At 75.9% G+C, this 16,431-nt stretch carries 10 protein-coding genes; 8 read left to right on the top strand and 2 right to left on the bottom strand.

Annotated elements, in window-relative coordinates:
- Nucleotides 1-88: 88 nt before the first annotated feature.
- The 4 genes from O2W14_RS17895 to O2W14_RS17910 are packed head-to-tail and all read left to right on the top strand — an operon-like array spanning nt 89 to nt 3,901.
- Nucleotides 89-1,753, top strand: a complete 1,665-nt coding sequence (locus O2W14_RS17895) for an FAD-dependent oxidoreductase (RefSeq protein ID WP_269177475.1) — start codon at nt 89-91, stop codon at nt 1,751-1,753.
- Entirely contained in the window at nt 1,750-3,195 is a 1,446-nt protein-coding gene (locus tag O2W14_RS17900; RefSeq protein WP_269177476.1) for a sensor histidine kinase, read from the top strand. The genes O2W14_RS17895 and O2W14_RS17900 overlap by 4 nt, the downstream gene beginning before the upstream one ends.
- A 1-nt stretch (nt 3,196) precedes the next feature.
- A complete protein-coding gene (locus O2W14_RS17905; protein WP_269177477.1) occupies nt 3,197-3,487 on the top strand; it encodes a UBP-type zinc finger domain-containing protein in 291 nt (96 codons plus the stop codon).
- Nucleotides 3,488-3,532: 45 nt separating this feature from the next.
- Nucleotides 3,533-3,901, top strand: a complete 369-nt coding sequence (locus tag O2W14_RS17910; protein ID WP_269177478.1) for a PaaI family thioesterase — start codon at nt 3,533-3,535, stop codon at nt 3,899-3,901.
- Nucleotides 3,902-3,974: 73 nt separating this feature from the next.
- Here O2W14_RS17910 and O2W14_RS17915 read toward each other — a convergent pair whose 3' ends face one another.
- Entirely contained in the window at nt 3,975-4,436 is a 462-nt protein-coding gene (locus O2W14_RS17915) for a hypothetical protein (RefSeq protein ID WP_269177479.1), read from the bottom strand.
- A gap of 126 nt (nt 4,437-4,562) precedes the next feature.
- Nucleotides 4,563-5,561, bottom strand: coding sequence for a ferritin-like domain-containing protein (locus O2W14_RS17920; protein ID WP_269177480.1), 999 nt, complete (start codon nt 5,559-5,561; stop codon nt 4,563-4,565).
- Nucleotides 5,562-5,767: 206 nt separating this feature from the next.
- Between O2W14_RS17920 and O2W14_RS17925 the strand changes: the two genes are divergently transcribed.
- From O2W14_RS17925 to O2W14_RS17940, 4 genes are all read left to right on the top strand, one after another.
- Nucleotides 5,768-6,568, top strand: coding sequence for a TetR/AcrR family transcriptional regulator C-terminal domain-containing protein (locus tag O2W14_RS17925; RefSeq protein WP_269177481.1), 801 nt, complete (start codon nt 5,768-5,770; stop codon nt 6,566-6,568).
- Between the two features lie 207 nt (nt 6,569-6,775).
- Nucleotides 6,776-7,717, top strand: a complete 942-nt coding sequence (locus O2W14_RS17930) for a PRC and DUF2382 domain-containing protein (RefSeq protein ID WP_269177482.1) — start codon at nt 6,776-6,778, stop codon at nt 7,715-7,717.
- A 451-nt stretch (nt 7,718-8,168) separates the two neighbouring features.
- Nucleotides 8,169-8,840: a hypothetical protein gene (locus O2W14_RS17935; RefSeq protein ID WP_269177483.1), complete on the top strand. Its 672-nt coding sequence runs from the start codon at nt 8,169-8,171 to the stop codon at nt 8,838-8,840.
- A gap of 379 nt (nt 8,841-9,219) precedes the next feature.
- Nucleotides 9,220-16,221, top strand: coding sequence for a DUF4011 domain-containing protein (locus tag O2W14_RS17940; protein WP_269177484.1), 7,002 nt, complete (start codon nt 9,220-9,222; stop codon nt 16,219-16,221).
- Nucleotides 16,222-16,431 lie beyond the last annotated feature (210 nt).

The following is a 16,431-nucleotide window of genomic DNA, read 5'->3' on the forward strand; positions in this document are numbered from 1 at the left end:
GGCGGGCGGAAGGGGTTGGATGGTGGGTGCCACCGGGAGCGGCCCCCACCGGGGCGACCCGTCCCGGCGGCCCCAGCCCGGAGGTGTCGTGCCCGCTCGCCCTGTCCTGCTCACCGTCGACGACGACCGCACGGTCAGCCGCGCCGTCGCCCGCGACCTGCGCCGCCACTACGGCGACCGCTACCGCGTGGTGCGCGCCGAGAGCGGCGCCGACGCCCTGGCGGCGTTGCGCGAGCTCACCGCCCGCGGCGAGCTCACCGCGCTGCTGCTGGCCGACCACCGGATGCCCGGCATGACCGGCGTGGAGTTCCTCGAGCAGGCGATGGACCTGGTGCCCGGCGCGAAGCGGGTGCTGCTCACCGCCTACGCCGACACCGACGCCGCCATCAGGGCGATCAACGACGTCGACCTCGACCACTACCTGCTCAAGCCCTGGGACCCGCCGGAGGAGCTGCTCTACCCGGTCCTCGACGAGCTGCTGGAGGACTGGTCGCGCACCACCCCCGCGCCCTTCGAGGGGCTGACCCTGCTCGGGCACCAGTGGTCGCCGGAGACCCAGGAGCTCAAGGAGTTCCTGGCCCGCAACCAGGTGCCCTACCGGCACCTGCAGGGCGAGGACGCCGCGGCGATCCGCACCGCCGCCGGCCTGGACGACGACGCCGCCCTGCCGGCCACCGTGCTCTCCGACGGCACGGTGCTCAGCCGCCCGTCGCTGCGCGAGGTGGCGACCCGGTGCGGGCTGGCCACCACCGCCGGCAGCCCGTTCTACGACGTGGTGGTCGTCGGCGCCGGCCCCGCCGGGCTCGGGTCGGCGGTGTACGCGGCCAGCGAGGGCTTGCGCACGCTGCTGGTCGAGCGCACCGCCACCGGCGGGCAGGCCGGGCAGTCCAGCCGGATCGAGAACTACCTCGGCTTCCCCCACGGCGTCTCCGGCGCCGAGCTCGCGCAGCGGGCCCGGGACCAGGCGGTGCGCTTCGGCGTCGAGGTGCTCACCGCCAGCGAGGTCACCGCGATCACCCCCAACGGCGACGGCCGGGCGCTGAGCTTCGCCGACGGCAGCCAGGTCACCGCACACGCCGTCGTCCTGGCCACCGGGGTGAGCTGGACCAGGCTGCCTGCCCGGGGTGCCGAGGACTTCGCCGGCCGCGGCGTCTACTACGGCGCCGCCGCGCACGAGGCGGCCGACTGCCAGGGCGAGGAGGTGTACGTCGTCGGCGCGGCCAACTCCGCCGGGCAGGCCGCGCTGCACTTCGCCAAGTTCGCCAGCCGGGTGGTGCTGCTGTGCCGCGGCACCGACATCCGGGCCAGCATGTCCGAGTACCTGGTCGCCCGGATCCTGGCCAACTCCGCCATCGAGGTGCTCACCTGCACGCAGGTGGTCGCCGTCGAGGGCAGCGACCACGTCGAGCAGCTGGTGCTGGCGAACTCCGCGAACGGACAGACCACCACCGTCCCGGCGTCCCGGCTGTTCGTCTTCATCGGCGCGCAGCCGCCGACGGCCTGGCTGGGCGAGGCCTTCGCCCGGGACGAGCGCGGGTTCCTGCGCACCGGGCCGTCGCTGCTGGACGCCGAGGGCCGCCCGCCGCAGGGCTGGCCGCTGACCCGCGCGCCCTACCACCTGGAGTGCTCGGTGCCCGGGGTGTTCGTCGCCGGCGACGTCCGCGCCGAGTCGGTCAAGCGCGTCGCCTCCGCCGTCGGCGAGGGCGCCATGGCCGTCACGCTCGTGCACCGCTACCTGGAGGCCATCGGATGACCACGTCCACCCCGCAGATCAGCACCGCCGAGCTGCGCACGCTGTTCCTGTTCGAGTCCCTGGGCGAGGCGGAGCTGGCGTGGACCGCCGAGCGCGCCGACATCCGGGTGTTCGACGCCGACGTCGTCGTCTTCTCCGAGGGACAGCCGGCCGAGTCGCTGTACGTGCTGCTGGAGGGCGGCCTGCTGCTCACCAAGCACGCCGACGGCGAGGACGTCGTCATCAACGACACGACCCACCGCGGGTCGTACTCCGGCGCGACCCGGGCCTACGCCACCGGCGCCCCGGAGGAGTACCCGACGACGATGCGCACGACGCGGCCCAGCCGGTTCCTCCGGCTCGCCGCCGACGACTTCACCACCCTGGTGCGGGAGCAGTGCCCGATGGCCGTGCACCTGCTCGACGGGCTGTACGAGGGCGTGCGGGCGACGGAGTCCGCGCTGCGCCAGCGGGAGCACCTGGTGCAGCTCGGGCACCTGTCGGCGAACCTGGCGCACGAGCTGAACAACCCCGCGGCCGCGGCGGTGCGGGCCACCGAGCAGCTGCGCGGGCGCACCAGCGCCATGCGGCACAAGCTCGCGCTGCTGGCCGACAGCGGGCTGTCCCCGGAGCTGGTGTCCCGGCTGGTCCGCACCCAGGACGCCGCGGTGGAGCGCTCGCTCAAGCCCCGCCCGGAGTTGACCGCGCTGGAGGAGAGCGACCTGGAGGACGCGATCGCCGAGCGGCTGGCCGAGGTCGGCGTCGACGAGTCCCAGGCCTACGACCTCGCGCCGGTGTTCGCCGCGGCCGGGATGGACGCGCACTGGGTCGACGACGTCGTCGAGCAGGTCGACTCGGGGCTGGAGTGGTCGGCGGCGTTCGGCTGGCTGCGCTACACGCTGGAGACCGAGACGCTGATGAGCGAGATCGAGGAGGCCGCGACCCGGATCTCCTCGCTGGTCGGCGCGGTGAAGCAGTACTCGCACCTGGACCAGGCCCAGCACCAGGACCTCGACGTCAAGCCCGGCCTGGAGAGCACGCTGGTGATGCTGGCCCGCAAGCTGACCGGCATCCGGGTGCAGCGCGAGTACACCGCCGCCCTGCCCGCGGTCCCCGGCTACCCGGCCGAGCTGAACCAGGTCTGGACGAACCTCATCGACAACGCCGCCGACGCCATGACCCGCGACGGCGTCGCCCGGGGCGTGCTGACCCTGCGCACCCGGGCCGACGCCGACGCGGTCTTCGTCGAGATCGCCGACGACGGACCGGGCGTGCCCGAGGAGGTGCGCAGCCGGCTGTTCGACCCGTTCGTGACCACCAAGCCCGCCGGCGAGGGCAGCGGCCTGGGCCTGGAGAACGCCCGGCGGATCGTCGAGCGGCGACACGGCGGGTCGCTCAGCTACACGACCGGCCCGGAGGGGACGACGTTCTGCGTGCGGCTGCCGCTGCACCGGTCGCGGTGACGTGACCGGCTGGCAGGTGGAGCGGGGCGCGGTCTGCGGTCACGCCGACGGGCTGCCGCCCGCGCCCGGGCCGGCGGAGGCCTGCGAGGACTGCCTGCGCACCGGTGGGCAGTGGGTGCACCTGCGCCGCTGCCTGACCTGCGACCACGTCGGGTGCTGCGACTCCTCGCCGCACCGGCACGCGACCGCGCACGCCACCGCGACGCAGCACCCGGTGATGGCGTCGGCCGAGCCGGGCGAGCACTGGGCCTGGTGCCACCCCGACCGCGCACTGCTCCTGCCCCGCACCTGACCCGCCGGCGGTGTGCGCCGGGCCGCGCCGGGTAGCGGGCCGGGCATGACGCAGCCCTTCGTGGACTCCCTCGGCGTGCACGGGACGACGGCCGAGGACGGCACCGCGCGGCTGCACCTGGACGCGACGGAGGAACACCTCAACGCCGCCGGCACCCTGCACGGCGGCGTGCTGGCCACCCTGGTCGACACCGCGATGGCCGCGGCCGTGCGCAGCAGCACCGGCGAGGACGACGTCCCGGCGACCAGCCAGCTCACCGTCACCTACCTGCACGCAGGCGCGCCCGGCCACCTGGCGGTGACCGGGCGCGTGGTGACCCAGGGTGAGCACCTCACGGTCTGCGAGGCCGACGTCGAGCAGGACGGCCGCACCCTCGTGCACGCGGTGGCGACCTTCGCCGTCCTCCACCGCTGACCGCACCGGCCCCGTCCCCGCTGCAGGGGCCCGTCGCGAGCTCGCGAGTGGTGGGGGGCAGTGGGGTCCTTCGTCAGGCCGGGCGGCGCCCGGCGCGCTCGCGGGCCACGGCGACCTCGTCGGGCGTGAGGGCGTCGGCAGCGCCGTTGCGGCGGGCTGCGGCCTGCGCGTCCAGCCAGGAGACGTGCCGCTCCCACGCGGCCCGCGGGGAGACCGCCAGGGCGCGGGCGATCTGCGTCCAGTCGGCGCCACCGCGCAGGGCGGCGGCGATGCCGAGCTGGCGGTTCTCGTGGGCCTTGCGGGCCACGACCTCGCCGAGGGCGAGCAGCTCGAGCGCCTCCTCGGTGTCCAGCTGGGTGTTGGTGCCGGCCTTGAAGCTGGCCCAGTCGTCGTCGTCGTCCGCGCTGTCGTTCGGCGCGTCGACGACCACGTTGTCGCGCCGGCTGAGGAAGTCCAGCCGGCTCACCGCCGTCATGAGGGAGAACTCGCGCTCCATCACCTCAGGGGTGGTGGCGACCTCAGGAATCGTCGTCATGACCACAGTATTGCGCCCGACCACACGGGGTGTGACCCCCTCGTGACATTCATCTCGGAGGTGGGCCCGGTGCTGGCGCTGCGGAGCCGGGTCGGGACGGTGCGTGCCGACCCGGCTCCGACCGGGTCACTCCTGGACGCCGACGGCCTGCTTCGCGAGCGCTGCGAGCCGGGTCTGGACGGCGCTGACGACGCTCGCCCGGGCCTTGTGCGCCTCCTCGTAGCGGATGACCGTGCGCACGTCCTGGGGGTCGGTCAGGGCGCGCACCGCGCGGGCGATCTGCGCGGTGGTCATCGAGTCGTAGCCCGGGATGGGCAGCTCGTCGGCGGACACGTCGCCCAGCTCGCGCCGGGTGGCGGCCACGGTCTCGGCCACCGCCGTGTCGCCCTGCCGCTGGGCGATCCGCTCGGCGCGACGCAGCGAGGCGACCCGGCCGACGGTGAGGGTCTCCCGGACGGCGTCGGTGAGGGCGCCGGCCCGGCCGGTGACGTCGTCGACGACCCCGGTCACCGCTCCCCCGGCCTGGCCGCCGGCGTGCTGGGCGGAGTCCACGGCACGGTTGACGGTGTTCGCCGCGAAGCGCACCGGCAGGTTGGCCAGCCGGGTCGCGCCACCTGCGACCCGCTGCAGCGGGGTGGCCCGCAGCGCCGCCGGGCCGCCGAGCGCCTCCTCGGCCAGCACGACGGTCAGCCACTCGACGGTCGCGGCGTGCGCGGTGATCAGCCGCTCGGCCAGCGCGTGCACCTGCGGCTGGTCGGCGGCCTGGGCCAGCACCTTGAGGTAGGTCGCCCGGTCCAGCAGCTGGTGCTCGAGCTGGAGGTCGCCCAGCAGCGCCTCGTCGATGGGCTCGGCCTGCTCCAGGGTGCCCTTGACCAGCGCGGCCAGCCGGCCGAGCACGGGGGTGACGACGTCGGTCATGCCGCCGAGCTCCCGCAGCTGCTCGGCGATGGCGGCGCTGCGCTCCTGCGCGTGCTCGGCGTTCTCGGCGAGCTCGCGGCGGACGGCGTCGGTGCGGGCCTGGCCCATCCGGATCCGGGCGATCTGCTGCTCGGTCTGGGTGAGCTGCAGCAGGGCACGGAGCTGGGAGATGAGCGTGGCGGTCTGGACGGTGGTGGTGACGGCCATGGGGGGCTCCAAGGGTGGGGTGCGACCGGTGCACCTCCTCCATGCCCACCGGAGAGCGAGTGCTAACAAGAGCAAGCACGCGGCTAGCAGTGAGGGTCGTCACGGGCGGAGGGGCAGGCGACCCTCCAGCGGGGTAGGACGACCGACCAGGTCGGCCCACGCCCGCACAGGCGAGGACAGTGGTGTCGACACAGAGGAGGGCCATCGTGGCCAAGACGACGAGCGACGACCACCGGGACCCGGACCTGGTGGCGGTCCAGGAGGGCCATGCGGCCGCCAGCGAGCTGACCCGTCCGGCCGGGCTGGACCGGGACCGCATCCTGACCGCGGCCATCGGGTTCATCGACGAGAACGGGCTGTCCGCGCTCACCATGCGCCGGCTCGGGGCCACCCTCGGGGTGGAGGCGATGGCGCTCTACCGCTACGTCCCCGGCCGTGAGGACCTGCTCGACGGCGTCGTCGACCGGGTCGTGGAGACCCTGTTCGACAAGGACGACGGCGACGACATCTACGTCGAGGACCACAACGGGTGGCAGGACTACCTGATGCGGCTGGCCCACGGCGTGCGCCGGATCGCCCTCGCCCACCCCTCCGTCTTCCCCCTGGTCGCCAGCCGCCCGCCGGCCGCCCCCTGGGTGCGCCCGCCGCTGCGGAGCCTGCGGATGGTCGAGTCCTTCCTCGGCACGCTGACCGAGGCCGGGTTCCCCGACCAGGCCGCGGTCGCCGCCTACCGCGCCTACTCCAGCTTCCTGCTGGGTCACCTGCTGCTGGAGGTCACCCAGATCGGCGCACAGGTCAGCCTGCTCGACCAGCCCGAGGGCGACCCGGAGGCGCAGGCGAACACCGACCTGACGCAGTTCCCGGCGCTGCTGCGCACCGAGGCGCTGCTGTCGCTGGACAAGTCCGCGGCGGAGTTCGAGGAGGCGCTGGAGAACCTGCTGGACCGCCTCGAGCGTGTGCTGCACGAGGCCAAGAACTCCGACGGGGACGTCAGCGACCTGGCCTGAGCCGCGGTCACTGCCTGTGAGTCGACGGTGACCCAACGCCGTCGGCCGCACGGTCGAAGGCCCAGGTCAGTCGCCCCCGCCCGGTCGTGACAATTCGTGACCTCTAGATCGTTTACGCCGTAAACGGTCGGGCACAGTGCTGTCCGTCGGACGGTGAGCGACCAGCTGCCGTCCACAGACCACCCAGATCCCCCCTGGAGGAGCACTGTGATCACCCAGCAGGACATCAACACCATCATCGGCGGCAACGCGGTCGACAGCGACGGCGACAAGCTGGGCAAGGTCGGCCAGGTCTACCTGGACGACCAGACCGGCAGCCCGGAGTGGGCCACCATCAGCATGGGCCTGTTCGGCAGCCAGGAGCACTTCGTGCCGCTGACCGACGCCAGCGTCTCCGGCGGCACCCTCGCCGTGCCGTACCAGAAGGCCAAGATCAAGGACGCCCCCCGCGTCGACGCCGACCAGGGCCACCTCTCCCCCGAGGAGGAGGCTGAGCTCTACCGCTACTACGGCGTGGGCACCGGCACCGCGGGCTACGACACCGACACCACCCGCACCACCGGCACCGAGACCGCCGGCTACGCCGCCGCCGGGACCGCGGGCATCGACACCGACCGCGACCGCACCGCGGGCGTCGGCACCGACACCAACCGCCACGGCACCGTCGGCCACGACACCTCCGGCCCGACCACCGACGACGCGATGACCCGCTCCGAGGAGCAGCTCCGCGTCGGCACGCAGACCGTCGAGGCCGGCCGCGCCCGCCTCCGCAAGTACGTCGTGACCGAGAACGTCACGACCACCGTGCCGGTCTCCCACGAGGAGGTCCGGATCGAGCGCGAGCCGATCACCGACGCCAACCGCGGCGACGCCTACGACGGCCCGGCCATCTCCGAGGAGGAGCACGAGGTCGTCCTGCACGCCGAGCGCCCCGTGGTCGCCAAGGAGGCCGTGCCGGTCGAGCGCGTCCGCCTCGACGTCGACACGGTCGTCGAGCAGCAGACGGTCACCGACACGGTCCGCAAGGAGCAGATCGAGGTCGACGGTGACGGCGTCACCGGCCGCGGCACCACCGGTCACTCGAACGACGACCGCAGCCTGACCGAGAAGGCCAAGGACGCCCTCGGTCGCGACAACGACCGTCGCTGATCTTCCCGGGTCACCCCTCCGGTGACCCCCGGGTCACCGTCCCGCTGACCCACCCAGTCGCTCAGCCGGCCGGCGCACGCACGACAGGCACGACACGTACGACCTGCCCCACCTCCTCGACCACCCGCTCGGCACAGCCCCTGCCGCCGCTCGCCGGGGAGCACTCGCCGCGATCACCGGTCCCGGGCTCGTCGCCCTCCACGGCCGCGACCCTCCCGGTATCTGGGCGCCGCGAGCAGGCGCTCCCCTCCGCCGAGCCCGCGCGGACCGTCAGGCCACGGGCACCGACCCGGTGGCCACCGTCCGCACCGAGGCCGGACGGCCTCCCCCACACCTCAGCCCACCCCGCCGTCGGCCGGCCCACCGCGCCGTCCGACCGCACCCCGAACTCGTCGCGATCGGCGAGCGGCTGCTCGCCCGCCGATCGCGACGACCATCCCAGGAGGACAGCATGAGCACCGCCGCGCACGACCCGAACGACGCGACCACCTCGACCAGCGAGCGGGCGACGAGCTTCCGCAACAACGCGGCAGCCAAGGCCGGCAACGGCGCCCGCGCCAGCAAGGGCGCCGCCCGCGACGCCGTGGACGCCCAGCACGAGCGCTTCGGCGGCATCAAGTGGGGGGCGGCCTTCTTCGGCTGGCTGTCCGCCAACGGCCTCGCCGTCATCCTCATCGCCCTCATCTCCGCCGCCGGCATGGCCATCGGCCTCACCCAGGGCGTGCCCTCGACCGAGGAGGCCACCTCCAACGCCAGCGGCATCGGCATCGGCGGCGGCATCGCGCTGCTGGTCGTGCTCTTCCTCGCCTACCTCGCCGGCGGTTACGTCGCCGGCCGCATGTCCCGCTTCGACGGTCTCCGTCAGGGGGTCGCCGTGTGGGTGATCGGCCTGCTCGTGGTCGTCGTCCTGGCGATCGTGGCCGCCGTGGCCGGCGCGCAGTACAACGTGCTCTCGCAGCTGAACCTCCCCCGCATCCCGATCGACGAGGGCACGGCCACCACCGCCGGCATCATCGCCCTGGTCGCCGTCCTGCTGGTCACCCTGCTCGGCGCCATCCTCGGCGGCAAGCTCGGCGAGCGCTTCCACCGCAAGGTGGACCGGGCCGGCTTCAACGCCGCCTGATCACCCCACAGACCTGCACCGTCGTCGTCGACCAGGGGGAAGGACGGCGACGGCGGTGCAGCTGTGAGCCCGGCCCGCCCCTGGCGGGCCCGGCGCACCTGGGACGCCCGGACGGGGCGGTGAGCGCACCAGCGCTCACCGCCCCGTCCTGCGTCCGGCGCACGTCCCGCCCCCAGAGGACACCCCGACGAGGTCACTGCGGGTGACGAACGGGCCGCTGACCTGGGCGGTCACCTCTCGGCCGGCCCAGCGCCCACCGGTACCGGGAGCACGTCCCCGGGCCGGCTCGGGCCACCACACCCGCACCACCGGGCACATCCGTCCCATCCGACTGCCCGCCGGTATGGGGACGTCCCGCTCGAGCGGGTAGACAGAACGCATGGGGAACGTCGCGGACCGCCAGCCGAGCTCCGGGGGCGCCGTGCCCTCGCCGTCGGTGACGGTCGGTCTGGACCTCACCGTCGCCCCCGCGCTCACCGCCGCCCTCGCCGCCTCCGGCGCCCCGGTCGTGTCCCGGCTCGTGCTGACCAGCACCGCCGACCTCCCCGGCGCGCGGCTCCGGATCGCCGTCCAGGACGCCGACGGGCCCGTCGGGTCCCCGGCCGAGCTGGTGGTGGACCTGCAGGCCGGTGCCGAGACCGTCGTCCGGGACGTGCGCCTGGCGCTGGACCCCGCGGTCATGCGGGCCACCGCGGCGCCCTCGCTGGCCTGGGTGCGGGTCCAGCTGGACGCCGGGGGGACGCTGCTGGCCGAGCGCCGCGTGCCGGTGCACGTGCTCCCTGCTGCGCAGTGGGCTCCCACTCCCCTGCCGCTGGCCCTCTCGCTGCTGGCCGCGCACGTCCAGCCCGAGGACCCGGCGGTCACCGCGCTGCTCACCGAGGCCGCCCAGCTGCTGCTCGAGGGCACCGACAGCGCGAGCATGCCCGGCTACGCCGAGGGCCCCGAGCGGGTCGACGAGGTGGTCGAGGCGCTGACCTGGGCGATGCGCCGCCGCGGCATCCGGGCCGAGGAGCCCCCCGAGGGCCGGGTGGACGCCGGACAGCTGGTGCGCACCCCCGGCGAGGTCCTCGACGGTCAGGTCGGCACCGGCCTCGACACCGTCGTCACCCTGGCGGCCGCCTGCGAGCGGGCCGGTCTGCGGCCGCTGCTGTGGGTCGTCGAGGGGCACGCGTTCCTCGGCTACTGGCGCGAGGACCGCAGCGCCGAGGACGCCGCCACCACCGACGTCACCGCGCTGGTGGCCGAGGTCGACGCCGGGTCGATCGGCCTGGTCGAGACCCGGCTGCTCACCGACCGCGGCAACACCAGCGCCGACCTGCACGGGCCGGCCTACCGCGCCTGGCTGACCGGCGACCGGGCCCGCGTCCTGGGGGTCACCGACCTGATCGGTGCCCGCGAGCAGGGCGTGGCGCCGCTGGTGCTGCTGCCCCCGGCCGTGGAGGAGCCCGCGCCGGTCGAGCCCGAGCCGGAGGCCGTCCCCGAGCCCGAGCCGGTCGCCGTCGAGGTGCTGCCCGCGCCCCCGGCCCCGGTCACCACCCCGCCGCCGCCGGCCCGGGTGCAGCAGTGGTGCAACGCGCTGCTGGACCTCAGCGCCCGCAACCGCCTGGTCAACAACGTCGAGCGGGCGGGCGTGCCGCTCACGGTCCCCGGCGACGCGCTGACCGTGCTCGAGGACATCGTCGCCACCGGGTCCACGCTGACCCTGCTGCCCGGCGACCAGCTCGACGACGCCGACCGCGAGCGCGGGCTCCGGCTGGCCACCGAGCTGCCCCCGCAGGTGCTCACCGAGCTGCTCACCCGTCAGCGGTCGGTGCACGTCGAGGTGCCGCGCGCGGCCTACCTGTCCCGGCTGCGCGCCCTGGCCCACCGGGCACGCACCGGTGTGGAGGAGACCGGCGCGAACACCCTGCACCTGGCGCTGGGCAGCCTGCACTGGGAGTCCGAGGGCCGCCCGCTGCGCTCGCCGCTCGTCCTCGTCCCGGTCGAGCTGACCCCCGCCCCTGGCGGGGTCTTCCGGCTCACCCTCGACGAGTCAGGCACCGGCACCCCCAACGCCGTCCTGCTGGAGAAGCTCCTCCGGACCCGCGGCCTGACCGTCCCCGGCATGACCACGCCCGGCGACGGCCGCGGCCTGGAGCTGGCCACGGCCCTGCGGGCGGTGCAGGAGGCGGTCACCGCCGCCGGGCTCCCCTGGCGCGTCGAGGCCACCGCCGACCTCGCCGTCCTCCCGTTCTCCACGACGCGGATGTGGCAGGACCTGCGCCGGCACTGGCCCGCGCTGGCCGCCAGCCCGCTGGTCGCCCACCTGGTCGAGCGTCCCGACACCCCCTTCGCCGACCCGGCCCCCGACACCGCGGACGGCGTCGACCTCGACGAGCTCGCCGCCCGGTGCCCGCTGCCGGCCGACGCCTCGCAGCTGCGGGCCGTGGCCGAGGCCCTGGCCGGGCGCACCTTCGTCCTCGAGGGCGCCCCGGGCACCGGCAAGTCCCAGACCATCGCCAACCTGCTGACCCGGGCCGCGGCCGAGGGGCGGCGCGTGCTGTTCGTGGCCGAGAAGCGGGCCGCCCTGGACGTCGTGTCCCGCCGGCTGGACGCCGTGGGGATGGGCCAGTTCACCCTCGACCTGCACGACCGGGGCGCCCGCCCGGCCGTCGTCCGGGCGCAGGTGCGGGCCGCGCTCGAGCACGCCGTCTCCCTCGACGAGCCGGGCCTGGCGCGCGACGCCGAGGAGCTACGGTCGGCCACCGCGAGCCTGGAGCACTACGCCGAGCTGCTGCACGCGCCCAACCCGGCCGGGACGTCGCTGTACTCGGCGCACACCGATGCCCTCGCCGCCGACCCCCGCACCCCGCCGCTGCCGGTGACCGGGTCCTTCGCCGCCCGCGCCGACGCCGACGTCGTGACGGCCGTGCGCCGGGCGCTGGCGCTGCTGCCCGAGATCGCCGGCCTGGCCCGCCCGTCGTCGACGCACGCCTGGGGCTTCATCGACACGATCGAGCTGGACATCACCGCCGTCCAGCAGGCCGCGGCCGCCGTCGACGCCGCCGTCCGGGAACTGCCCGCCGACGGTGTCCTGGCCGGCGCCGTGCGCGCCGCCGGGACGACGGAGGACCTCGACACCCTGGTGCACCTGCTCACCGGCCCGCGGATCGGGCTCGAGGTGCTCGACGAGGTGCGCACGGCCCGCTGGCACGCCGCCACCACGGACGTCGCCACCCAGATCGCCGCCCTGGTCGCCGCGCCGCACCCGGCGTGGGACGTCGTCACCCCCGAGGCCCTGGCGCTGCCGCTGGCCGAGCTGGCCGAGCAGGCCGGTGCCGCCGCCGACACCGGCTGGCTGGCCCGGCGCGGCAAGCTGACCTCGGTGCGCGACCGGCTCACCCCGGTGCTGCAGCCCGGCGCCTCGGTGCGGACCGGTGACGTCGTCGACCTGCTCGGCGAGCTGCAGCGGGTGCAGGCCGCGGTGCGGTCCCTCGGGACCCGCGCCGCGGGCATCCCGGGCCTGCAGGTGCCCGTCGACTGGAACCCGTTCCTGGACTCCGGGCGGTTCCTGGTCGACGCCGAGGTGCGCTGGCTGCGCCGAGCCGCGGCAGCCGTCGCCGGGGACTCCGGGCTGGCCCGTGCGCTGCGCCGCTCCCTGGCCGCCGGCCCGGTCGCCGACGCCGCTGCCGCCGGCCCGGTGGCCCGGCTGCGCGACGCCGTCACCCACCTGCTGGCGGTCTGCTCCAGCACCCCTGCGCTGCTCGCCACCTGGACCGGCGACGAGGGCCTGGTGCTGCGCTGGGCGATGACCCGCCCCGAACGCGGTGTGGAGTACGTGCACCCGCTGTCGCTGCGGCGGTGGGTCAGCCTGCTCGACACCCTCGAGCCCCTCCGGCTGGCCGGGCTCACCGAGGCGCGCACGCTGCTGCGGCACGGGCTGGTGCGGGCCGAGGACGCCGTGCACGCCTTCGACCGCGGGCTGGCCGAGGCCACGGTCGCCGAGCGGCGCGCGTCGACCGGGCTGGACGAGTCCGAGGCCGGCCGGCACGAGCAGACCATCGACCGGTTCGCCACCGCCTCGCGCGCCGTCCGGTCGCACCTGACCGCCGCGGTGCCCGCCCGGCTGCTGGCCTCCCGGCCCGTCGACGTCACCGCCGAGGACGGTCCGGTCGGCGCGCTCCGGCGGGAGCTGGCCCAGCGGCGCCGCGGCCTGGGCGTGCGCGACCTGCTGGCCACCCACGGCGAGCTGATCACCGCGCTGATGCCGTGCGTGCTGGTCAGCCCGGACACCGTGGCCCGATTCCTGCCCGCCACCGCGGACCTGTTCGACCTGGTCGTGTTCGACGAGGCCGGCCAGATCCGGGTCGCCGACGCGATCGGCGCGCTGGGCCGGGCGCGGGCCGCGGTCGTGGTCGGTGACAGCCGGCAGCTGCCGCCGAGCTCGATCGGCGACACCGGCGGCGCGGACACCGACGGGGCCGGCGACGCCGACGAGGAGAGCATCCTGGCCGCCTGCGTGCGGGCCGGGGTGCCCCGGCGATGGCTGTCGTGGCACTACCGCAGCCAGGACGAGACGCTGATCGCCTTCAGCAACGCCCAGTACTACGACGGCCGGCTGTCGACCTTCCCCACCCCGGCGCACGGCCGCGGGTCGGCGGCCGCCGGCGGGCGCGGCATCTCCCTGGTCCGGGTGCCGGGCACGTTCCTGCGCTCGGGCCCGGGCCTGCGCACCAACCCGGTCGAGGCGCAGGCGGTGGTCGACGAGGTGCTGCGCCGGTTCGCCCTCGCCCGCCCGCCGGTGCCCTCGATCGGCCTGCCGGTGGTGCCCTCGATCGGGGTGGTCACCTTCAACGCCGCGCAGCGCACCCTGATCGAGGAGCTGCTGCGCGACTCCGGCGACGAGCGGGTCGTCGGCGCGCTCGACCGCACCGACGGCGAGGGCCTGTTCGTGAAGAACCTGGAGAACGTGCAGGGCGACGAGCGGGACGTCGTGCTGTTCTCCACCGGCTTCAGCCCGGACGCCGCCGGCCGGCTGCCGCTGAACTTCGGCCCGCTCAACCGCCGCGGCGGGGAGCGCCGGCTCAACGTCGCGGTCACCCGGGCCCGGCACCAGGTGGTGGTGTTCAGCTCCTTCACCCCCGAGCAGCTGCGCGCCGAGGAGACCCCCTCGCTGGGGGTCAAGCACCTGCGCGCCTACCTCGACCTCGCCGCCCACGGCCCCGCCGCGCTGCCCGGGACGGCCCACCGGGTCGCGGTCGAGGACCGGCACCGGGACGACGTCGCCGCCGAGCTGCGCGCCCGCGGGCTGGCCGTGCAGACCGACGTCGGGCTCTCGGACTTCCGCATCGACCTCACCGTCGCACCGGCCGACGCCCCGGACTCCCCGGTGCTGGCCGTGCTGCTCGACGGCCCGAGCTGGGCCCGGCGCCCGACCGTCGGTGACCGGGACGGCCTGCCGGTCGAGGTGCTCGGCGAGCTGATGGGCTGGCCGGCCGTCGAGCGGGTCTGGCTGCCCACCTGGCTGGCCGACCGCGCCGGCGTGCTCGACCGGCTGGCCGCCGCCGTCGAGGCCGCCACCCCGCCCGCCCCGGAGCCGGAGCCGGAGCCGCTGCCCGAGCCCGAGCCCGAGCCCGAGCCCGAGCCGGAGGTCGCTGCCGTCGAGCCCGACCCGCAGCCCGACCCGCAGCCGGTGGGTGGGGCGTGGCCGGCGCACGTCCTGCCACGGGTGACGCCGTCCGTCGCGGAGGACCGCCCCTGGGACGGGTCGCTCGCCGAGGTCATCCAGCTGCGCCGGGCCACCCCCGAACCGGTCGTCGAGCCCGCCTTCGAGCCCGCGCCCGTCGTCGAGCCCCCGGCCGCCCCGGAGCCCGGCCCGGCCGTCGTCTCCAGGTCCGTCGAGCCCGAGTCCGTCCGGCCTGAGGCCGTCGTCGGGACGGGGACGGTCGTCGGGGCATCTCCCGTCACCCGGGGGCGGCACTCCGCCGAGGCGCGCCACGCCGAGCCCGCGGTGACACGCGCCGTCGAGCCGGCTGCGGCACCCGAGCCCGTCGAGGCACCCACGACCGCCGACGTCGAGCCGACCGCCGGGCCGGGCGCGGGAGACCCGCCGGCCGCCGCCGAGGTCGAGCCGGGAGCCCCGGCGCCCCAGCAGGCCGAGCCCACTGCCGGGACCGAGCCGGTCGCCGACTCCCCCGTCGAGACCGCGTCCTCCGCCGAGGTCCCGTCGCCCGTCGAGACCGCGTCCCCCCTCGAGGTCCCGTCCCCCCTCGAGGTCCCGTCGCCCCTCGAGGTCCCGTCGCCCGTCGGGATCCCGGTGCCCGTCGGGATCCCGGTGCCCGTCGAGACCTTGTCGCCCGTCGAGACCCCGTCGCCCGTCGACACCCCGTCCTCCGTCGAGGTCCCGTCTCCTGCCGAGGCCCCGTCCGCCGTCGCGGCCGAACCGGTCACCGAGGCCGAACCCGCCGTCGAGGCCGAGCCGGCCGTCGGAGCCGAGCCCCTCGCCGGAGCCGAGCCGGCCGTCGGAGCTGGGACCGTCGCCGAGGCACCCCGGCCGACCTCGCCGGTCACCGGGACAGCCCCGGTCGCGGAGGCGCCGTCCGCCGTCGACGCACCCCGGGCCACCGCACACCCGGCCCGCGAGCCCGAGCCCACCACGGTCCCGTCCTCGGCCGCCGTCCCGTCCTCGGCCGCCGTCCCGTCCGCACCCGACGTCCCGTCGGCGGCGACCGAGCCGTCTGCACCCGCTGAGCCGTCTGCACCCGCTGAGCCGTCTGCACCCGACGTGGCGCCGGCACCCGTCGTCCGGCCGCGGCCCACGCGGTCCGGGGCGCGCGTCCCGCGGCCGGCGCCGCTGGACGAGGAGCAGCCGTTCATCGCGTGGGCGCCGCGGCCCGCCGGCCAGAAGCGCCAGCTCGACCGGCTCACCGACCCGGCCGTGGCCCGCACGGTGCGCCGGGTGCTCACCGCCGGGCTCAAGGCCGAGGGCCCGGTGCACCGCGACCGGCTCGCCCGGATCGCCGCCAACGCCTTCGGGCTGACCCGGGTCACCGAGGCCCGGCGGGACGCGCTGCTGGCCCTGCTGCCGGCCGGCGTGCAGGACGGCGACTTCCTGTGGCCGGCCGGCGCCGACCGGGAGGCCTGGGCCTGGTTCCGCCGTCAGTCCTCCAGCGCCGAGCGGCCCCTCGACCAGGTCGCCCCGCGGGAGATCGGCAACGCGATGGTGGCCCTGTGCCGGGCCGGCGGCGGCCTGCCGCGCGAGGAGCTGTTCGCCAGCACCGCTGAGGTCTTCGGGTACCGCCGCCGCCCCTCGGCGCTGACGCCGCTGCTGGAGGTCGCGCTCACGCGCTGCCTCGCCGGCGGCCGGCTGACCGAGCAGCCCGACGGCGTCCTCACCGTCTGAGCCGGCCGGCGAGCGCCCGGGTCGAGGTCGGCGGCGAGTGGTACGGCGCATGGGAGGTGCCGGTCGAGCTGGCCCGGGAGCCGCACGGCCGCTCCGCCGAGAGGCCCGCGACCTGCCGGTGGCAACACCTCGCGCGGCCGAGGTCGCCGGGCTCGTGCTGCGCTGCTGACCTGCGCCGCTCCCGGGCGTGCCGCGGGTCACCGGAGGCCG

The sequence above is a fragment of the Modestobacter sp. VKM Ac-2986 genome, assembly GCF_026967795.1.
Taxonomy (GTDB): Bacteria; Actinomycetota; Actinomycetes; order Mycobacteriales; family Geodermatophilaceae; genus Modestobacter.